The organism is Mesorhizobium sp. B2-5-4 (genome assembly GCF_006441095.1).
Lineage (GTDB): Bacteria > Pseudomonadota > Alphaproteobacteria > Rhizobiales > Rhizobiaceae > Mesorhizobium > Mesorhizobium salmacidum.
Genome location: NZ_VFUR01000015.1, coordinates 1 through 18,714, shown reverse-complemented (window position 1 = coordinate 18,714; position 18,714 = coordinate 1). Strand labels below are relative to the sequence as shown.

Annotated in this window: 15 protein-coding genes; 5 read left to right on the top strand and 10 right to left on the bottom strand. The window is 62.7% G+C overall.

Features of this window, described 5'->3' with window-relative positions:
- Positions 1–51: 51 nt before the first annotated feature.
- The gene (locus FJ492_RS19155) at positions 52–1,614 is read right to left on the bottom strand and encodes a winged helix-turn-helix domain-containing tetratricopeptide repeat protein (RefSeq protein ID WP_140771570.1); all 1,563 of its coding nucleotides are present in this window, start codon (positions 1,612–1,614) and stop codon (positions 52–54) included.
- Between the two features lie 109 nt (positions 1,615–1,723).
- On the opposite strand from FJ492_RS19155, the gene FJ492_RS19150 reads away from it, so the two are divergent.
- Complete coding sequence (locus tag FJ492_RS19150) at positions 1,724–2,185, top strand: cupin domain-containing protein (protein ID WP_140507770.1); 462 nt, start codon at positions 1,724–1,726, stop codon at positions 2,183–2,185.
- A gap of 139 nt (positions 2,186–2,324) precedes the next feature.
- On the opposite strand, the gene FJ492_RS19145 is transcribed toward FJ492_RS19150, so the two are convergent.
- Complete coding sequence (locus tag FJ492_RS19145) at positions 2,325–3,014, bottom strand: HAD family phosphatase (RefSeq protein ID WP_027142378.1); 690 nt, start codon at positions 3,012–3,014, stop codon at positions 2,325–2,327.
- 176 nt (positions 3,015–3,190) lie between these two features.
- Between FJ492_RS19145 and FJ492_RS19140 the strand changes: the two genes are divergently transcribed.
- Positions 3,191–4,324 (top strand): site-specific DNA-methyltransferase, encoded by a 1,134-nt coding sequence (locus FJ492_RS19140; protein ID WP_140771568.1) that lies wholly within the window; start codon positions 3,191–3,193, stop codon positions 4,322–4,324.
- Between the two features lie 65 nt (positions 4,325–4,389).
- Here the strand turns inward: FJ492_RS19140 and FJ492_RS19135 are convergent, their stop codons facing one another.
- Together FJ492_RS19135 and mutY are read right to left on the bottom strand one after the other, a co-directional pair.
- Positions 4,390–5,001, bottom strand: a complete 612-nt coding sequence (locus FJ492_RS19135) for an HAD family phosphatase (protein ID WP_140507767.1) — start codon at positions 4,999–5,001, stop codon at positions 4,390–4,392.
- Positions 4,994–6,133: an A/G-specific adenine glycosylase gene (gene mutY, locus FJ492_RS19130; RefSeq protein ID WP_140771566.1), complete on the bottom strand. Its 1,140-nt coding sequence runs from the start codon at positions 6,131–6,133 to the stop codon at positions 4,994–4,996. The genes FJ492_RS19135 and mutY overlap by 8 nt, the downstream gene beginning before the upstream one ends.
- A gap of 53 nt (positions 6,134–6,186) precedes the next feature.
- Here mutY and FJ492_RS19125 point away from each other — a divergent pair, with 53 nt between their 5' ends.
- The 3 genes from FJ492_RS19125 (at position 6,187) to smc (ending at position 11,178) form a co-directional block, all read left to right on the top strand.
- A complete protein-coding gene (locus tag FJ492_RS19125; protein WP_027142382.1) occupies positions 6,187–6,687 on the top strand; it encodes a DUF721 domain-containing protein in 501 nt (166 codons plus the stop codon).
- 165 nt (positions 6,688–6,852) lie between these two features.
- Complete coding sequence (locus FJ492_RS19120) at positions 6,853–7,596, top strand: DsbA family protein (protein WP_140507764.1); 744 nt, start codon at positions 6,853–6,855, stop codon at positions 7,594–7,596.
- Between the two features lie 123 nt (positions 7,597–7,719).
- Positions 7,720–11,178 carry a chromosome segregation protein SMC gene (gene smc, locus FJ492_RS19115; RefSeq protein WP_140771564.1) on the top strand — a complete coding sequence of 1,153 codons (3,459 nt, stop codon included), beginning with the start codon at positions 7,720–7,722 and terminating at the stop codon, positions 11,176–11,178.
- 136 nt (positions 11,179–11,314) lie between these two features.
- Here smc and FJ492_RS19110 read toward each other — a convergent pair whose 3' ends face one another.
- The 6 genes from FJ492_RS19110 to FJ492_RS19085 all read right to left on the bottom strand — a co-directional run bounded on the left by FJ492_RS19110 (position 11,315) and on the right by FJ492_RS19085 (position 18,704).
- Complete coding sequence (locus FJ492_RS19110) at positions 11,315–12,070, bottom strand: GGDEF domain-containing protein (RefSeq protein ID WP_140771562.1); 756 nt, start codon at positions 12,068–12,070, stop codon at positions 11,315–11,317.
- A gap of 137 nt (positions 12,071–12,207) precedes the next feature.
- Positions 12,208–12,870: a thermonuclease family protein gene (locus FJ492_RS19105; RefSeq protein WP_140771560.1), complete on the bottom strand. Its 663-nt coding sequence runs from the start codon at positions 12,868–12,870 to the stop codon at positions 12,208–12,210.
- A 45-nt stretch (positions 12,871–12,915) separates the two neighbouring features.
- A complete protein-coding gene (locus FJ492_RS19100) occupies positions 12,916–14,118 on the bottom strand; it encodes an ABC transporter substrate-binding protein (RefSeq protein ID WP_140771558.1) in 1,203 nt (400 codons plus the stop codon).
- Positions 14,119–14,212: 94 nt separating this feature from the next.
- Positions 14,213–14,956: a transglycosylase SLT domain-containing protein gene (locus FJ492_RS19095; RefSeq protein ID WP_140771556.1), complete on the bottom strand. Its 744-nt coding sequence runs from the start codon at positions 14,954–14,956 to the stop codon at positions 14,213–14,215.
- A 28-nt stretch (positions 14,957–14,984) separates the two neighbouring features.
- Positions 14,985–15,353, bottom strand: a complete 369-nt coding sequence (locus FJ492_RS19090; RefSeq protein ID WP_140771554.1) for a hypothetical protein — start codon at positions 15,351–15,353, stop codon at positions 14,985–14,987.
- Positions 15,354–15,425: 72 nt separating this feature from the next.
- The gene (locus FJ492_RS19085) at positions 15,426–18,704 is read right to left on the bottom strand and encodes a calcium-binding protein (RefSeq protein ID WP_210241544.1); all 3,279 of its coding nucleotides are present in this window, start codon (positions 18,702–18,704) and stop codon (positions 15,426–15,428) included.
- Between the last annotated feature and the right edge of the window lie 10 nt (positions 18,705–18,714).

Below are 18,714 nucleotides of genomic sequence, written 5' to 3'. Positions count from 1 at the left end.
ATGCAGGGGACAACGGCCGCGTCGCTGGCGAACCCCACGCAGCCCGTCGAGTTACTCGGGCAGTCCTGCGCGCCGTAGTGCGCTTGCGAGAGCCTCCGCGAGTGCCGGCGCGCAGTTCACGCCTGCGAACTGGCGGCTGTAGCGAAAGCCAGGCTGAAGCTCGAGCACGCGAGTGGCGGCCACCTTCGCTTCATCCAACCGGTCCAGGTTGGCCAGCGCGGCGGCCAGTTGCACATAAGTGATACTGTGCGCCGGGTTGGCTTGAACGGACTTGTAGGCCGCACGGCAAGCTTCTTCGTAACGACCGCGCAGCAAATGGCTCATTGCTTGAGCGTCAAATGCCGCCCAAGTCCACGAATCGAACGGACTAAGCCGCATACCCTGCTCGCTCCATTCTATCGCGCGCTCAGCTTCGCCGCTCCATCCGAGGATGACGCTGCCAAGAATGTAGGTCAGCGCCGATGACGGGCTGATGGCGAGGGCGGCTTCCAATGCGGCGAATGCAGCGGCGCGATCGTGCGCATCCATTCCGATGGAAAAGCCGGCCCAGGTCAGCGCGAGCGCATCGTCCTGGCCATGGACAATGGCAGACCGGGCGTGCCGGATCGAAGACGCACGGTGGATCTCCTGCAGCCCGGCGCGAAGAAACAGGCAATGGTGGCACATCGAGGCATTGCCATGTGCCAGCGCATAAGTCGGTTCGAGCGCGATAGCGCGGTCAAGAAGCAGCAGCGCTCTGGTCACCTGCCTCGGCATGCCTGAATCGACGTCGGGCTGGGCTTGCAGCACGAGATCGTAGGCATCGAGACTGTCAGGCCGCTTCCGCCTGACACGTTCGATTTCGGCTTTCCGCACGCTGGGCGCAATTGCGCCCACCGCCGACAGCGCGATCTCGTCTTGAAGCGCAAAGATGTCTTCGGAGCTGCGGTCGTAGCGCTCGGCCCATACATGAGCACCGGTCGATGCATCGATCATCTGCCCGGTAACGCGCACATTACCGCCGGCCTTGCGCACACTGCCTTCGAGGACATAGCGAACGCCAAGCTCGCGACCGACCTGCTTCACGTCCACGACGCGACCCTTGTAGGTGAAGGTCGAATTTCGGGCGATGACGAACAACCACTTGATGCGTGCCAGGCCTGTGATGATGTCGTCCACCATTCCATCGGCAAAGTATTCCTGCTGCGGATCGCCGGTCAAGTTGGAGAACGGCAGGACCGCGATGGAAGGCTTTTCAGGCAAAGTCGGTGCCGACGCGGCACGGACGGCGGCCGAAGTATCAGGAACATTCATCGTGACAGCCGGGCCGACATAGCGATAGCCGCGGCGCGGCAATGTTTCGATCCAGCTCTCGACATTCGCTGTGTCGGCCAGGACGCGACGCAAGGCTGCGATCTGAACCGTCAAATTGTTATCGGCAACCGCCAATCCGCCCCAGCCGGCCTCGATCAGCGCGTCCTTGGATACGGGAACGCCCGCATTCTGGATCAGCAGGCGCAGCAGCGCGACGGCGCGTTGCCCAAGTATGGTCGGCTCACCCCAGCAAAAAAGAATGCCCACCTCCGGATCGAGGCGGAACGGGCCGAACTGGTAGAGGTCGCCCCTTACGGTCATCAGAGTCTTTTAGCAAATTTTTGGGAACGGATTCATGACTTTCCGCCGCGACCAGCCGATCTTGGCCAAATGCTTGTTAAAAGCATGCGCCCAGCCAAAGGAGGGTCATATGAGCGCCAATGCCTTCATCCGCAGGCCCGATGAGAAGAAAGGCGTCATGCTGCGTGGTCATCCCATGGCTTTCCTCGTAACCGGCGAGAATACCAGGCACACCAGCATGTTCGATTGGACGATCCCGCCGCAGTTCGCCACCGGGCGGCATGTGCACCGGGTGCAGGAGGAGACCTTCTACCTGCTCGACGGCGAGTGTGAATGGCATTTCGGCGACGAGACGATCCGCGCGACGCCTGGAACCTTTCTGTTCATCCCGCCGGGGGTGCCGCACAACATCACCAATATCAGCGAGAAACCGGCTCGCGTGCTGATGACCGTTTCTCCGCCTGGCCATGAGCATTATTTCGAAGAGCTCGCCAGCCTCGCGGCGCGGGGGGCGCCGGATCCAAAAGCGCTCGCCGATCTGCGAAATCGCTATGACACTGACCAACTCTCGACTCTGACGACGCGCGCGTAGGCTCGTCACCAAACTTCGATGGCCACTCCGGGTTTTTCTGAGTTCGGACCTTTCTACCGCGAGCCGCCGGACACGGGAACGACACCGGCTAAGCGGATGCGCTGGAAAATCTTCGCGAGCAGAGTTTCCGGCAGCCGCCCTAAGCGTCTTCCGACCATTCCGACAGCGCCGCGATCACGCTTTTCAACTCCGCCCAGCGGCGGATCACCGTTTCGGCACCGGCCTCCGTCAGGGCATCGGCATGGCCGGGATAGCTGTGGCTGGCGCCCGTAAAACCGATCACGCGCATGCCGGCGGCCTTGGCGCCGGTGACGCCGTGCACGGAATCCTCGATGACGAAGGTGTTCGCCGGGTTGGCGGCGAGCTTTTCGGCGGCATGCAGGAACACGTCAGGAGCCGGCTTGGTCTTTCCGGTCGGCGTCTCCATCGCCGAGAAGATGCGCCCGGCGAAGAATGGCAGCAGATGCACCTTCTCCAGCATGAACTCGATCCGCTCCGAACGTGAATTGGAGCAGATGCAGCGCTGCGCCGTGACCGAGGCGACCGCTTCGCGCACACCCTCGATGGCACGCACGTCGCTGCGCAGTTTGCGGTCGACCAGTTCCTCGGCGCGATCGATCAGCGACACCTGAAACGGGATTTTGGACTTCTCCTCGATCCGGATCAGGATGTCCTTGAAGGTCAGGCCCGCATAGGTCTCGGCAATCTCCTCCGCCGAGATTTCATATCCGGCCAAGGTGATCAATTCGGCCTCGACCCGCGCGGCGATGATTTCGGAATCGACGAGCACGCCGTCGCAATCGAAGATGACAAGATCTGGCTGGGGCATGGTGATCCGGACGATGGAGGATGGAGGGATGGCCACTCAGGGCTCAAGCGGCGCGGCATACACCAACGGCCGGACCTTCGCAAATCTGGTGGCCATCCGCGCGCCTTCACCGAATATTTACGCTGATCGGTAACCATAACGGGGAGTAAACAGTAACGCGTGCCTTGGGTGTAAAAATGTCAGCCGTGCGTCTTCTCGACGAGCTCTCCCACGCTCCCCAGCAGTCCGAATGGCTGGACACCATCCTGAAAGGCGATTGCGTCGCGGCCCTTGACCGCCTGCCGGAAAAGTCGATCGACGTCATCTTTGCCGATCCGCCCTACAATCTGCAGTTGGACGGCGATCTGCACCGTCCCGACCAGTCCAAGGTCAACGCGGTCGACGACGACTGGGACCAGTTCGAGAGTTTTGAGGCCTATGACGCCTTCACCCGCGCCTGGCTGCTGGCGGCGCGCCGCGTGCTGAAGCCCAACGGCACGATCTGGGTCATCGGCTCCTACCACAACATCTTCCGGGTTGGCGCCAAGATGCAGGATCTCGGCTTCTGGATCCTCAATGACGTGGTCTGGCGCAAGACCAATCCGATGCCGAATTTTCGCGGCCGCCGCTTCCAGAACGCGCATGAGACGATGATCTGGGCCTCCCGCGATCAGAAGGGCAAGGGCTATACCTTCAACTATGAAGCGCTGAAGGCGTCGAACGACGATATCCAGATGCGCTCCGACTGGCTGTTCCCGATCTGCACCGGTGGCGAGCGCCTGAAGAACGACAATGGCGACAAACTGCATCCGACGCAGAAGCCCGAGGCGCTGCTTGCCCGTGTCATGATGGCCTCGACCAAGCCGGGTGACGTCGTGCTCGACCCGTTCTTCGGCTCCGGTACGACGGGTGCCGTGGCCAAGCGCCTCGGACGCCACTTCGTCGGCATCGAGCGCGAGCAGGCCTATATCGACGCCGCCAATGAACGCATCGATGCTGTGCGGCCATTCGACGAAGCGGATCTTACCGTGCTTACCGGCAAACGCGCCGAGCCGCGCGTCGCCTTCGTCAGCCTGATCGACACTGGGCTGATGACGCCCGGCGCCACGCTCTACGACGCCAAGAAGCGCTGGGCTGCCAAGGTTCGCGCCGATGGCACGGTGGCGATCGGCGACAGCGCCGGCTCGATCCACAAGATCGGCGCCGAGGTGCAGGGGCTGGACGCCTGCAACGGCTGGACCTTCTGGCATTATGAGCGCAGCGGCGGATTGACCCCGATCGACGAACTGCGTCGCATCGCCCGCCTCGGTATGGAACGGGCAGGGGGCTGACCCCCTGCCGCTTGCATCATATTCGTTGATTCAAATTCTCAACGGATCGCCGCAAGCGATAGAGATCACGCCTTGATTCCAAAGCGTTCAAGATCTGCCTGAAGCGTACTGGCATCGGTGAACAGCACCGCTTGCCAGCCGGCGGCCTTGGCGCCGTCGACATTTTTCTGGCTGTCGTCGATGAACAGCGTCGCCGACGGCTCGAGGCCGAACGCAGCCACGTGATGGTCGTAAATGCCGCGGTCCGGCTTGATCTTGCCGATCTCGCCCGAGATGGTGACGCCACGCGGGCGATCGAGGAAATCGAAGCGTTCACGCGCTTCTGCCAGCGTGTCGGAGGCAAAGTTGGTCAGCATCGTCACATCGTGGCCGCTGTCGATCAGCCCGAGCATGATGGCGACGCTGTCGTCATAGGCATGCGGAACCATCTCGTGCCAGTGGCGGCGGAAATTGCGGATGTTTTCGGCGTGCTCGGGATGCTCCGCGATCAGCAGCGCTTCGGCCTCTTCCCACGTCCGCCCGCGATCCTGTTCGATGTTCCAGTCATGCGTGCAGACATTGTCAAAGAACCACTTTCGCTCTTCGACATCGGGAATGAGGCGGCTGAACGGAATGTTCGGATCGTAATGGATCAGCACGCGGCCGATGTCGAAAACGATGTGGCGGATTTCAGTCATGGGGCCTCTTTGCACTCAATGGCGACGGCTTTTTCGTCGCGCCGGGTATCGCAGCCTCGATTGCCTTTTTCATGACAGTGGGCAGCGCCTCGCCTGAAATGTCATGGGCCGGCGACCAGAAATACCCTGCCGGTGCATCACCTTTGATGGGAGCGCGAAAGACTTCGAGTTCGAGCGCGAAATGGGTGAAGACATGCGTGATTTTTCCGGCGCGCAGCCAGTTGCCGGGAAAAGGCGCCGCCGCTTGCGTGGTGGCTCCGTCCGCCCGCGCCGTCCAGGCGGTGGTAGGCACTTCCGTCATGCCGCCAAGCAGGCCCTTTTCCGGCCGCTTGCGCAAAAGAATGGCGCCGTCCTCACGTGTGGCCACGAAAGCCGCGCCGCGCCGCAGCGGTTTGTCGGCTTTTGGCAGCCGCACCGGGAAATTCTCGGGGTCGCCTGCAATGACGGCGCTGCAGTCCTCGCGCAGCGGGCACAGCATGCAGCGCGGCCGGCGCGGCGTGCAGATCGTCGCGCCGAGATCCATCATCGCCTGGGCGAAGTCGCCGGGCCTTGTCGCCGGCACCATGCGCTCGACATGGGCTCGTATCTCGGTCTTGGCTTCGCTCAGCGGCGTCGTGATCGAAAACAGCCTTGAGATGACGCGTTCGACATTGCCGTCGACAACGGCCGCGGGACGGTCGAAGGCGATTGCCGTGATGGCAGCCGACGTATAGGCGCCGATCCCCGGCAATTCTCGAAGTTCGGTTTCGGTATCTGGAAACCGGCCGCCGCGTGCCGCCACCAGATCGGCACAGGCCTTGAGATTGCGGGCGCGGGAGTAATAGCCGAGCCCCGCCCAGGTTTTCATCACATCCTCGGTCGGCGCCGCTGCCAGCGCTTCGACGTCGGGCCATTTCTCGACAAAGGTGCGGAAATAGGATTTCACCGCTTCGACGGTGGTCTGCTGCAGCATCACTTCGGACAGCCAGATGCGGTAGGGGTCGGGCCGCACACCGCGTGCATGCTCGCGCGGCGTCACGCGCCACGGCAATTCGCGATGATGCGCGTCGTACCAGGCGAGCAGGCGCGACGCCCTATCGTCTGAGATGGCCATGCTGGTCAGGGCCTTGCGGGTCTGGTCTGCTGGTGCCATTGATCTTGCGTTGGCCTGGCCGGTATCTGCTGGGTCGTGGCTGGAGAACGCACATGGCAGGGAAAAGGCCCTTCGGCAATCCCGTTCCGGTGAGCGACCTCGCCACCGAGATCCTCGACCCGGTGCTGCGCAAGCGGGCAGGCATATCGATCGGTCTTGTCCAGTCCTGGGAAGAGATTGCCGGACCGCGCCTGGCCATCCACTCGCGGCCCGAAAAGATCCAGTGGCCCCGCCGCCTGCACGAAGACGATCCGTTCGAGCCGGCCGTGCTGGTCATCGCCTGCGAAGGCATGGCCGCGCTTCATCTGCAGCATGAGACCGGCGAGATCATCAACCGGGTGAACGCCTTCCTGGGTTTCAGGGCGATAGGCCGGATCAGGATCGTGCAGAAGCCGGTAAGCTCGGGAAGAGCCCGGCCCAAACCTGCCCTCAGGCCACTGAGCGCGGCGGAAAAGGCGAAATTGGCCGATACTGTCGGCTTGATCGAGGATGACGGGCTGCGCGCCTCGCTGGAACGGCTGGGTGCGACCATTCTGGGCGCAAGGAAGGCCTAGTTATAACTGGCAACGGTCATAGGTTTGTCGTTAATCTCTCGCATTCGTGATCACCCTCGTCAGGTTTCGCGATTGGATTGGGGACAGGGATGCCTTAATTCGCGCCAACTCTCGCTTTTTCGTGCCATTGCATTGCAAAATCCAAACCCTTATCAGGTGATTCGTATGAGCCGTACCCCGTTTGGCCAAAGCTTCTCTCGCAGAAACGTCCTGACTTCGCTGGCCGCCATCCCGGCGGTGGCCCTGCTCGCCGCCTGCAGCGATTCCGGCGAACAGGCCAAGGCTGCGGATGTGAAGCCCGCGGACCCTGCGGCGCCCGCAAAGCCGGCCACGCCCGCCGCGGTCCAGGTGCCGGAAGCGCAGGGCACCGTCGACATGACCGAACTGATGAAGCCGGGTGCGCTGCCCGACAAGCAGCTCGGCAAGGATGACGCCAAGGTCACCATCGTCGAATATGCCTCGATGACCTGCCCGCACTGCGCGCATTTCGCCGAGACCACCTTTCCGGATTTGAAGACCAAGTATATCGATACCGGCAAGGCCCGTTACATCCTGCGCGAATTCCCGTTCGATCCGAGCGCCGAAGCAGGTTTCATGCTGGCGCGCTGCGCCAAGGACAACTATTTCCCGATGGTCGATGTCCTGTTCAGGCAGCAGGCGAACTGGGTCGGCGTGTCCAACACAAAGGATGCGCTGCTGCAAATCTCCAAGCTTGCCGGTTTTACACAGGAGTCCTTCGAGGCCTGCTTGACGGACCAGAAACTTCTGGACGATGTGAGATCGGTCCAGAAGCGTGGCGCCAATGAATTCAAGGTCGACTCGACACCGACCTTCTTCATCAACGGTAAGACCTACAAAGGGGCGATGTCGATTGAGGAAATGTCGGCCATCATCGACCCTCTGCTCTGACATCAGCTCAGCGCCGAAGCGGCAGCGCTCCGGCGCTGCTTGCCTCTCTATCTGTTCGCGCGCTATGCGCCCTGTCGCAAAACCTCGGTACAGTTTTGCAGAACCGGTGTATGAGGCGCGTGAATGAAGTTTTCGCGCCTCCGCCTCCTTGGTTTCAAGTCCTTCGTCGAACCTGGCGAGTTCGTCATCGAACGCGGCCTGACCGGCATTGTCGGGCCGAACGGGTGCGGCAAGTCGAACCTCGTCGAGGCGCTGCGCTGGGTGATGGGCGAAAGCTCCTACAAGAACATGCGCGCGTCCGGCATGGACGACGTGATCTTTTCCGGCTCGGGCACGCGCCCCGCCCGCAACACCGCCGAAGTCACGCTGTTCCTCGACAACAGCGACCGCTCGGCTCCATCAGCGTTCAACGATGCCGACGAACTGCAGGTGTCGCGCCGTATCGAGCGCGAGGCCGGCTCGCTCTACCGCATCAACGGCAAGGAAGCGCGCGCCAAGGACGTGCAGCTTCTGTTCGCCGATCAGTCGACCGGCGCGCGCTCGCCCTCGATGGTCGGGCAGGGCCGTATCGGCGAACTGATCCAGGCCAAGCCGCAGGCGCGCCGCGCGCTGCTCGAAGAGGCGGCCGGCATTTCCGGCCTGCACACCCGCCGCCATGAGGCGGAGCTGCGGCTTAAGGCGGCCGAGCAGAACCTCGAACGCCTGGACGATGTCGTCGGCGAACTGGAAAGCCAGATCGAAAGCCTGAAGCGCCAGGCGCGCCAGGCTTCCCGCTTCAAGAACCTGTCGGCCGACATTCGCAAGGCCGAAGCAACGCTCTTGCATCTGCGCTGGACGTTGGCCAAGACGCAGGAAGGCGAGGCGCGTTCGGCACTGGCGACGGCCACGGCGCTCGTCGGCGACCGCGCCGCCACGCAGATGAACGCGGCCAAGGAGCAGGGCATCTCCGCCCATCGCTTGCCCGACCTGCGCGACGCGGAAGCCGCGGCTGCCGCGGCCTTCCAGCGGCTGTCGATCGCCAGGTCGCAGATCGAGGAAGAAGCCGGCCGCATCCGCACCCGTCAGGCCGAACTCGAGCGCCGGTTGCAGCAACTCGACGGTGACATCGCCCGCGAAGAGCGGATGGTGCGCGACAATGCCGACGTACTCGAGCGCCTGCGCGCGGAAGAGGCCGCGCTGAACTCCGAAAACGCCGGCGCCGCGGAGCGAGAGGCCACTACCCGCGCGGAATTCGAACAGGCCGCCTCGACGCTTGCGCAAAGCGAAGCCAAGCTCGCCGCGCTGACCGCCGAGCGCGCCGAGGCCGCCGCCTCGCGCCATCAGATCGAACGGACTTTGCGCGAAACCGCCGAGCGGCGCGATCGCTTCGCCCGTCAGCTCGCCGATGTCGATCGGGAGTTATCGGACATCCTCGCCAAGGTGGCCGGCCTGCCCGATCCGGCCGAGAAACGGATCCTGGTCGAACAGGCGATGGCATTGCTGGAAGAGTCCGAGGCCTCGGTGGCGCAGGCCGAGCAGTCGGTCATCGACGCTCGTGGCGCCGAAAGTGCCGCTCGGCCCCCGCTTCAGGACGCCAGGGCGGAACTGGCCGGGATCGAGACCGAAGCGCGTACGCTGGCCAAGATCCTGAACGCGGCCAGCGGCGATCTCTTCCCTTCCGTGCTGGAGCAGATCAGCGTCGAGCGCGGCTTCGAGACGGCCCTGGGCGCGGCCTTGGGCGAAGACCTGGACGTGCCGCTCGACCGTAGCGCACCGGCGCATTGGGGCGAAAGCGAAATCCAGCCCGGCGACGCCGCGCTCCCGGAAGGGATCAAGAGCCTTGCCAGCGTGGTTCGCGCGCCGGCACAACTTGCCCGACGCCTGGCGCAGATCGGCATCGTCGAGGCCGCTGACGGGCGCCGGTTGCAGGGGCTTCTGGCTCCCGGCCAGCGCCTGGTCAGCCGCGAGGGCGCGTTGTGGCGCTGGGACGGTCTGACCGCCAGCGCCGATGCACCGACCGCCGCGGCACAAAGACTGGCGCAGAAGAACCGGCTTGCCGAACTCGATGCCGAAGCGGTGCAGGCGACGCTCGTCCTGCGCCAGGCCGAGGAGACGCTGGCACAGGCCGAGCAGACGCTGCGCCAGGCAAGCGAAGCGGAGCGAACCACACGCCAGGCCGGACGCGAAGCCCAGCACCGGCTGGACGCCGCCCGCAATGCGTTGGCCGAGGCCGAAAAGGCCGGCGGTGAACTGTCGAGCCGGCGTGCCGCGCTGGACGAAGCGCGCGCCCGCATCGTCGACAGCCACGAGGAGACATCGGCGGCTTTCGTCGAGGCCGAGATGCTGCTGCAGGACGCGCCGGATCTCGGCGACCTGCAATTGCAGCTCGAACAGTCCTCGGCCAATGTCTCTCGCGACCGCGCCACGCTTGCCGACGCGCGTGCCGTCCATGAGGGGTTGCGGCGCGAAGCCGAGGCCCGCACGCGACGGCTGGACGCCATCGGCGCCGAGCGCAGCAACTGGCTGGTGCGTGCCGAAAACGCCTCGACACAGATCGCCTCGCTCGGCGAACGCAAGGCCGAGGCCGAGGCCGAGCGCGAACGGCTGGCCGATGCGCCCGACGAGATCGACGTCAAGCGCCGTGCGCTGCTGTCGCAACTCACCGAGGCCGAGACCTTGCGCAAGGCGGCCGCCGACCGGCTGCAGGAAGCGGAGAACAGGCAGGCCGAACTGGACAAGGCGGCCACATCAGCCATCCAGTCGCTGGCCGAAGCGCGCGAAACCCGCGCCCGCGCCGAGGAACGGCTGACGGCGGCGGACGAACGCCGGCTGGAGGTCGAGGCGCGTATCCAGGAAACGCTGAACACGCCGCCGCATCTGGTCATCCGCCACACCGGCCTGGAAGCCGGCGACCCGATGCCCGAGATGCCCGAGATCGAACGCCAGCTCGACCGGTTGAAGATCGAGCGCGAACGGCTCGGCGCCGTCAATTTGCGCGCCGAGGAAGAGCAGAAGGAGCTTTCCGATCGCCTGGAGGCAATCGTGTCCGAGCGCGAGGACATCATCGAAGCGATCCGCAAGCTCAGGCAAGCAATCCAGAGCCTCAACCGTGAAGGCCGCGAGCGGCTGCTGGCCGCCTTCGATGTGGTGAACAGCCATTTCCAGCGGTTGTTCTCGCATCTGTTCGGTGGCGGCACGGCAGAATTGCAACTGATCGAATCGGAGGATCCGCTGGAGGCGGGACTTGAGATCCTGGCCCGCCCGCCCGGCAAGAAGCCGCAGACCATGACGCTGCTGTCGGGCGGCGAGCAGGCGCTGACGGCGATGTCGCTGATCTTTGCCGTGTTCCTGACCAATCCGGCGCCGATCTGCGTGCTCGACGAAGTCGATGCGCCGCTTGACGATCATAACGTCGAGCGCTTTTGCAATCTCATGGACGAGATGGCCAACACCACCGAGACACGTTTCGTCATCATTACCCACAATCCCATCACCATGGCCCGCATGGACCGGCTGTTCGGCGTGACCATGGCCGAGCAGGGCGTCAGCCAGTTGGTCTCCGTCGACTTGCAGGCCGCCGAAGCGATGCGCGAGGCGAGCTGACGCTGCGGGATCTGCGCGTTCGCCCTCAGCCAAGGATCGTAGCGAAGGGATCGCGGGCGGTAAGCCACGCATTCTGGAATCGACTTTCCCGATTATCGCAAAAGTCGCGGCAAAACCGAACAAGTCTTGGAGGGCGTCAGGCTGAAGCGGGTTGAATGCGCGACAGTGCAAAACCGCCTTTGCCCGACAGGCTCTCTTCCGCCGGCCGGAACATGTCCTCGAAGTCCAGGTCCTGCTCGAAAACTACGCCTCCGACGGTGACGGCCAGGATCTCCTCGGCGCCTTGAGGGGCAAAATAGACCTGCGAGACACTGGCGCGGATACGCTCGCCAACCGTCCTGGCTTCGGCCTCGCTCGTTCCAGGAAGGAAGACGCCGAACATGGACGCGCCTATGCGGCCGACGACGTCTTGCGAGCGCACGCAAGAGCGGATGGTCGAGGCTATGAGGCGCAAGGCTTCGTCGCCCCAGCTCAGGCCGAAGCGCAGATTGATGGCGTTCAGATGTTCAGGATGAACGACTAGGAAGGCGCCCGATCGCTCGCCAGGTGGCGAAGACCTGATTGCCCGTCTCTCGATCAGCGACGTGAAAACCTTGCCGTTCAGGCAACCGGTCAGTGTATCGAAGGTAGCGGCCCTGTTGAGTTCCCGCCTATAGCGACGGATCTCGGCCAGTTTCAGGCCTATGAACACAAAAAGCGGCAGGCAGATCACCAAAGGCAAAAGCGTTGCGGTGATCATGCCGCGCTCGAAAGGCGTCAGCGTCTCGCTGAACAACAGCAGATAATTCAGGATCAGGGAGACGCACAGGCTGCCGATGGTTCCAAGGAAAGCCAACCAGGCGACATTCTTCCATTCGTGATGGGCCGGGACATTAGCTGCTGCGTTGCTCATCGTCGATCTCCGTTCGAACGCCAAGCATAAGACCGGCAAGTTACGATTTCGGTCTCGAAGAACAATACAATTTGAGACGTATCGCCACTTTCTGAACAGACGATGCGGCCCTTTGTGGCGAATCCGGTTGCTGCCGCCTACGGGGGGCCGAAGATTCCCATCTCCGCCGTCCGGGCTGCTGCTTCGGCCTTGCCATAGATGCCGCTCGGCAAGGCCAGCGCCCAGCCATTCGATACGAGCCAGGCGCCGACATCCTGTTTGCCCAGCCTGCATGTCGCCGCGACAGGGAAGCGGTCGACCGTCGGAGGCACGAAACAGCTCAGCGCCCGCCCGCGCATCCAGTTGTTGAAAGCCACGCGCGCCCGCTGCCCGCAAGGCCAGGCACTCTCGTGAAACAGGCAGACCCTGTCGATCGCAACGCTTTGGGTTCCGCTGATGAACAATTTCCGCCCCATGGAGTCGAAACCGGCCGACGACGTGGCCACCGGACGGTACAGCGGTGTTTCCAGCCAATCCTTGGGCATCGATGGCTTGGGTTGTGGGGCGAGGCCGAGGTCGCCAAGGGGCAAGCGAGGTTCCACCCGCTCCATGTCGGTCCCCTCGATCTGCGGCGGTGCGATGAGATCCTCGGCAATCTTGCGGGCCGAATTGACGATCGATCGAACCGGGTGCTGCGCGACTTCATCGCTGGCTTCCGGGGCCGGGTTGGTGACGGTCCGTTCGACAGGGAACAGGGTCGCTGCCCTGATCAGAAGCAGGATGCCGACGAGAAGCTCGAGGCTTGCGACCGTGATCATCATGCGAAGGCGTCCGACTTGTGCCATCAGGCCGCCGCGCCCAATTCGCTAGAAGCTGGACGTCGATTTGGCAACCGGTTTGAGCGCGCCCTTTTCAATCCGGTAAAACGGCATCGAGCGTTCGCTGGATCCATCCGCGCGGAACCTGAACAAGCCGGTCGATCCGCGAAATCCACCTCGGTTCTCGAAAACCTGCCTGTTGAAACCGTTAGGTCCGGCAGCGCTCGCGATCCCCGCGGTCAGGGCAACCATGTCATAGGCATAAGCGACATTGACGTCGGCCTGGTAGTTGAAGGTTGCCTTGAAACGATCCGAGATCGGACCTGTTTCGTGTTGATCGAGCGTCGCGATATAGGCGCCTTCGAAAAGTGGACTGGTCGGGTGCTCCAGCCAGCGGTTCGTGCCAATCACGGAGGTCGATTTTCCAGGAATGCCCTTTGCCTTCAGGGCGATCAGGATTGGCGACGGATTGCTGTCGCCGCTGGCAACGATCACGGCATCGGGAACGTCCACCAGCGAGCCCATGTCCGTCACCGCCTTTGCCGCGCTGTCGGCGCTCGTATAGGGTATGGTGATTGCAAGGGCGGCTCCATACACGCTGAGGCTGTTGGCGACCCGCTTCTCCATGATGTCGGCACTCGCGCCCGCCGGCACCAGCAGAACGAACTTCTTGCCGCCCTTGGCCGCGATCGCGCCAGCTCCCGCGGCCGCGCTGTCCGCCTCGCTGAGGCATACCGCATAGACGCCCGGGCCACCGGCAAAATTGTCCGCAAGAGCCAGAACCACCGGCCGGTTTGAGCCCGACAGTTTTGCGACATGCTGCGCCGCCGCCAGTTCGGTCGGACCGATGACCACTTTCGCTCCCGAAGTAATGGCTTTAACCGCCAGTTGCTGGGAGTAGGTCGCGTCTCCCCTTGTGTCCTCGATGGTAAGCGTCAGCAGCGGGTTGCCGAGATCAGTCATCGCGAGCTTGGCGGCGTCGAGCATCTTTCTGCCGTTTTCGCCCGCGGATCCGGAAGCGGACAGCGGCAGCAGCATGGCGACTTTGGTTGGTCCCGTGCCGAGGGACTGCGTCGCCTGGCTTGCGTTTGCCACAACAACAACAGCAGCCGGCTGATTGGGGGCCTGGATGGCGGCGGGATCGAGCGCGTCGGACACCGCGCCTTTCGATTGGCAGCCGAGCAACGACATAGCCAGCATGGAAGCGACCACCCATGTCCGCGGGCCGTGGACCGGCCGGTCAAATTCCATTTTCTGCTCCCACCCTGTCTGCCGCGCATGGCGACATGTCTTTCCCGATCTCGTCCGCACGATATATCATGGCGGCTCCATTCGACCGAAGTGCTCAGTCACGGAACAGCTCGGCCCTGAGCGCTTTGATGCGTCTGGCCTGCTCCACGGTTCGATAGTCGGCACATCTCATGTAGCGTGGGCCGGGCACGAAAAACCTGCGCACACAGACACGCTTTGCCCCTGTCGGCATGTCTTCCTGCGAAAGGGCGGAAAACCCGAATGTCGCCACAGGCAACGGCCCGGCTACCTCCAGGCCGTCCCTTGCCAGTATGGCTCTCGCACGCTCGCAATAGCGAACGGAAAGTGCCGAGAACCGGGTCTCGTTGTGGCCAGCGCGATATTTCATCACGGTCGTGCACAGATCGCCGCCGGCGAGCTTGTTCGCGAGCGCCAGATACTCGACGCCAAACGCGATATTGGTCGCGGGCGCGCTGAGATTCTCGAGCGAACCGCGAAAGCCGAGCATGCGCGCGGTCGCCGGCATGACTTGCATCAGTCCGATTTCTCCAGCACCCCCGCGTGCGTCAGGATCGAAGCCGCTTTCGATCTCGATCACGGCATGCGCCAGTGCCGGTTGAAGACCGTAGATCGATGCCTGACAGGTCGCGAACGCCTTATAGGTCTCGCGCGACCACTGGGATGCGGCGCTGCAGTGCGTCCGCCGCGTTGCGATGGCCGATGTTGCCTGGTCGACGGAAGACGGCTCGAATTCCCTGGCTGGCGCCGCCGGCATCAGCCAACCGGTCAGCGCAATCGCCCCGGCGATCACGGCGAGCGATGCGCGATCGCCAATCATCGGACCCGCTGGCGCGCTCTCGCTGCGGTCAGTTCATGTACTCGACCATGCGATCGTGAAAACACTCGCACTTGTTGAGCGTGTCTTCGTCCTTATAGTTGGTCTTCAGGTAGCCGTAAGCCATGCCGCAGGCGACCTTGGCTTCCGATGCCCAGACGAAGACCGGCCGGGATGAATGGATCCATTCCGGGCTGTTGGCGACGGCGACCGACTCGTCCATCAGCTTCACGACCTGTTTCGTGAGGTCGACCGTGTTGTCGGTCAGCACGAGATTGGACGTTCCAACGGTGCGACAATAGTCGGCCACGGGTCCCTCGATGATGTCGGCGGCAAAGCCGGTCGATCCAGCCAGGAACAGCGCCGTGGCCGAAATCAGCAACCTTGAACGAATTCTCATGTAAGCCCCTCTCCAAATTGCCATTTCATGTCCCGCTAATGCATAGCATGGGAGCACGAGCACGCAGAAGCGCTAAATCGTGACATGCTGCTGCGTGTGTGTTGTGTCGTCATAGAGGATGTTGATGGTGCCGGCTGCTGGCGCGTTCTGCAGTACAGCCACATCCACGAAGTTTGCCGCGTTGCCTGAGCCGCTGGTGTCGACGCTCACCGTGCTGGTCGCGCTATTGTAATGCACGTAGTCGGCGATATTGCCGGCCGGTGCCTTATCAAACAGAGCCGTCAGGTCGATCTTGTCGCCCTCGGCGCCATGGTAGTCGGCGATCAGATCCTTGATGTTCAGATTGTCGATCTTGAACGTGTCGGCGCCTGAGGTGCCGGCGAGGGCCATCGACTGCTGCGCCGGGGCAACCAGTGAAGTATCAAGTTCCACCTCGACATAGTTGCCGCTCGTGCCGTCGGCCATCTGGAAAGTGCCGTTGCCGGTCACGGTCTGCCCGTCGATTTCGCCGACAGCAGGGTGCGCTGCCGTGCTGATGGAGACAATACCGTTGTCTGCAAGGTGCGACAATTCCCCGGCGTCGCTGATGCCGTCGGCATTGGCGTCGTTCCAGATCAGCAGGCTGCTGAACGCCGTGTCGTTGTGGTCGATCACGCTATCGTGGTTGCTGTCGAGCGATGCCAGAGCGGCCGCGCCGCTGGCGAAGTGGCCGCCGTTGAAGTTCGGCGTGAACAGCTCCGTGCCATCGTCGATCTTGCCGTCATGATTGAGGTCGACCGCCAACATGCCATCATGGGATGTATTCCAGGCGATCTGTTCCTTGGTGCCATCGCCATTCATGTCGAACTGAACACCGTGGCTTACATCCGAAAAGGCAAAGCCATTGTGGTTCAGATCGAGAATGATGGGGTCGATCGATCCTCCAATGAGGGTGTTCAGGTCCGTAACCGTGACGTTCTGCAGGTCGACCAGCGTTCCGCCGCCGGCATCGGCAGTTGTCTGAGTGTAGACGAAGGTGTGGTTTATCCCCGAGATCGTCGCCGCGAAAGCGAGCGTTGCCCCCGCATTGCCGATGTCCGTAGCGTTAAGATACTGGACAGCCGCCGCCAGGCTGGCGGCGGACGTGACTGCCAATGGTGTGGTAAAGCTGTCGGTGCCGAAGAAACTGGCCATGCCGTTCGTGACCGAGTGGGACTGAACCGTGTCGCCGCCGATCGTCAATGCGGAATCCCCGCCATTGACGTTGCCTGCGGTCGCAGCCACCAGCCCACCCGGCAGGGTCAGCTTGTCGGTGCCGGCGACGAAGTCGGTGATGATGTCATAGCCGGAGATCGTGCCGGCGTTGCCCGATCCGCCGATGGCCGGGGTAGAATCCCCTGCGCCGATCACAAAGATGTCGTTGCCGATGCCGCCGGTCATCGTGTCCGCGCCGGCGCCGCCGACGAGGGTGTCGTTGCCATCGCTACCGTTTAGAATGTCGTTACCTGAGCCGCCGATCAGCAAATCGTTGCCGCCCGCACCGTTCAGGGTGTCGTTACCGTCCAGGCCGGCCAGAACATTCGCCGAGCCATTCCCGGTAAGCGAATCCCCAAAATTCGAGCCGATGATATTGTCCACGCCCGCGCCGGCTGTCTCATTCACCAAAGAGCCGGAACTTGAATGATCCGTGGTCGCGCTGCCTGACGAAAGCAGGTCGACGACCAGAGGACTGGTGGAAGTATCGCCATCTGCGTCCGTCAATGCGAGGTTGAAGTTGAGTTCGACTGAGGGGACATTTGTGACGGTGCTGACGAATGCAAATGCACCAATATCGAATGCCTCGCCATCGAGGCTGGGGTTCACGCCGTTGATGGAACGGGCATTCTCGATTTCAATCCTGTCATAGCCGGTCCCGGACGCTGTCACGAGGACGGTGTCATTGAGGTCGAGACCTTTGATCAGGTATCCGCCAAGCCCGTCGGTCGTCAGCAAAGCAAGGTTCAGACTCACGCCGTTCACCTTAATATCGGTGATGGTGTTGAGCTGCGGGTCGTTCGCTAGCGCTGCGGAGTCGTTCGCGGTGTTGGGGTCATCGCCCGCATTGTAGATACGCACCCAGGTTTCGATGGAATCTGCGGGAGGACTGCCGTTCACCTGGACGATGGCGAACTGGAAACTGTTGACGTTGTAATGCGTCGTGTAACCATATGAATTGTTGTTGCCGGATGAGGCAGTCGCACTATTTACAAAGTCAATACGCAAATTGTCGCCGTCATTCATCGAGTTGTTGGCGACGCCGATACCAGTCGTACTTGCCGAGACCGACGATCCCGATGCGGCGTTGCTTGTACCATTCGCTTGGCGTTCGTAGCCGGAGAACAGCACGTCCTGAGTGGTGCCAGCCACGTCCAGCACCTTGAATTGCTGCGTGTTCGAGCCAAGCGCCGAAAAATTGTCGATGTGCGTCTGTTGCGTGGCACCAATCGCGGCGAACACTTGAACCTGGTAATGGTCGGCACTGGAGGCCAGGCTTCCGTCGGGTTGCAGCGTTATCTGGAAGATCTCGGTTCCGGTGCCCAGACCACCTGTCCACCCTTGCAGTTGCAGCGGGGTGGCGGGGTTGAGGTCGTGATCGACAAGGAACAACTGGATAGGCTGACCTCCCGATGTCAGATTGACCGAAGCCCCATTTATGATGCCGGTGGCCAACTGGCCGTTCGTGATGTTGGAAAAGTTTATCGAGCCAAGCTGGTCGGCGCCAACATTGTTGTCAATATTGGCATCCGCATCCAGGTCGAATGTGGCGGTGCTGCCAGCGATGTTGACGAGAACTGCCCTCTCTGGAGACAGCATCGTCGGCACGTCGTCGACGACATGGACGACGAGATTGTCGCTGGCGGTGGTTCCGCCGACACCGTTGACGGTCAGGGCGACGCTGTCGTTGAAGCCGGTGGCGTTGACGCTGTCGTTGCCGGTCGGCACCTTGCTGTCGTTGTCGATGGTCGCCGACAGGGTGTAGCTGTAGTTGACGGTGCCCGAGTGGGCGTCGCCGGTATAGCCGGTGAGCGTCAGGATGCCTTCGCCGGTGTTGACGGTCTGGGTGCCGTTGAAGCCCTGGACCTGTGCGAACGAGAAGGCGGTGCCGCCGATGACGATGTCGTGGATGCCGTCGGTGGCCGAGATGGTGAAGGATCCGGTGTCGGTCTCGGTGTTGGCGGCGGCGTTGGAGCCGTTCGGGTTGAGGCCGGATTCATAGACGGTGTTGTCGGCGCCCTGGCCGGCCGCGCTGGTCACCACGGATGCGGTGTCGTCGGCGCCGGCGATGGTGATGGTGAGCGTCGCCGGCGAGGTGTCGCCGTCGGCATCCGTCATGGTGTAATGC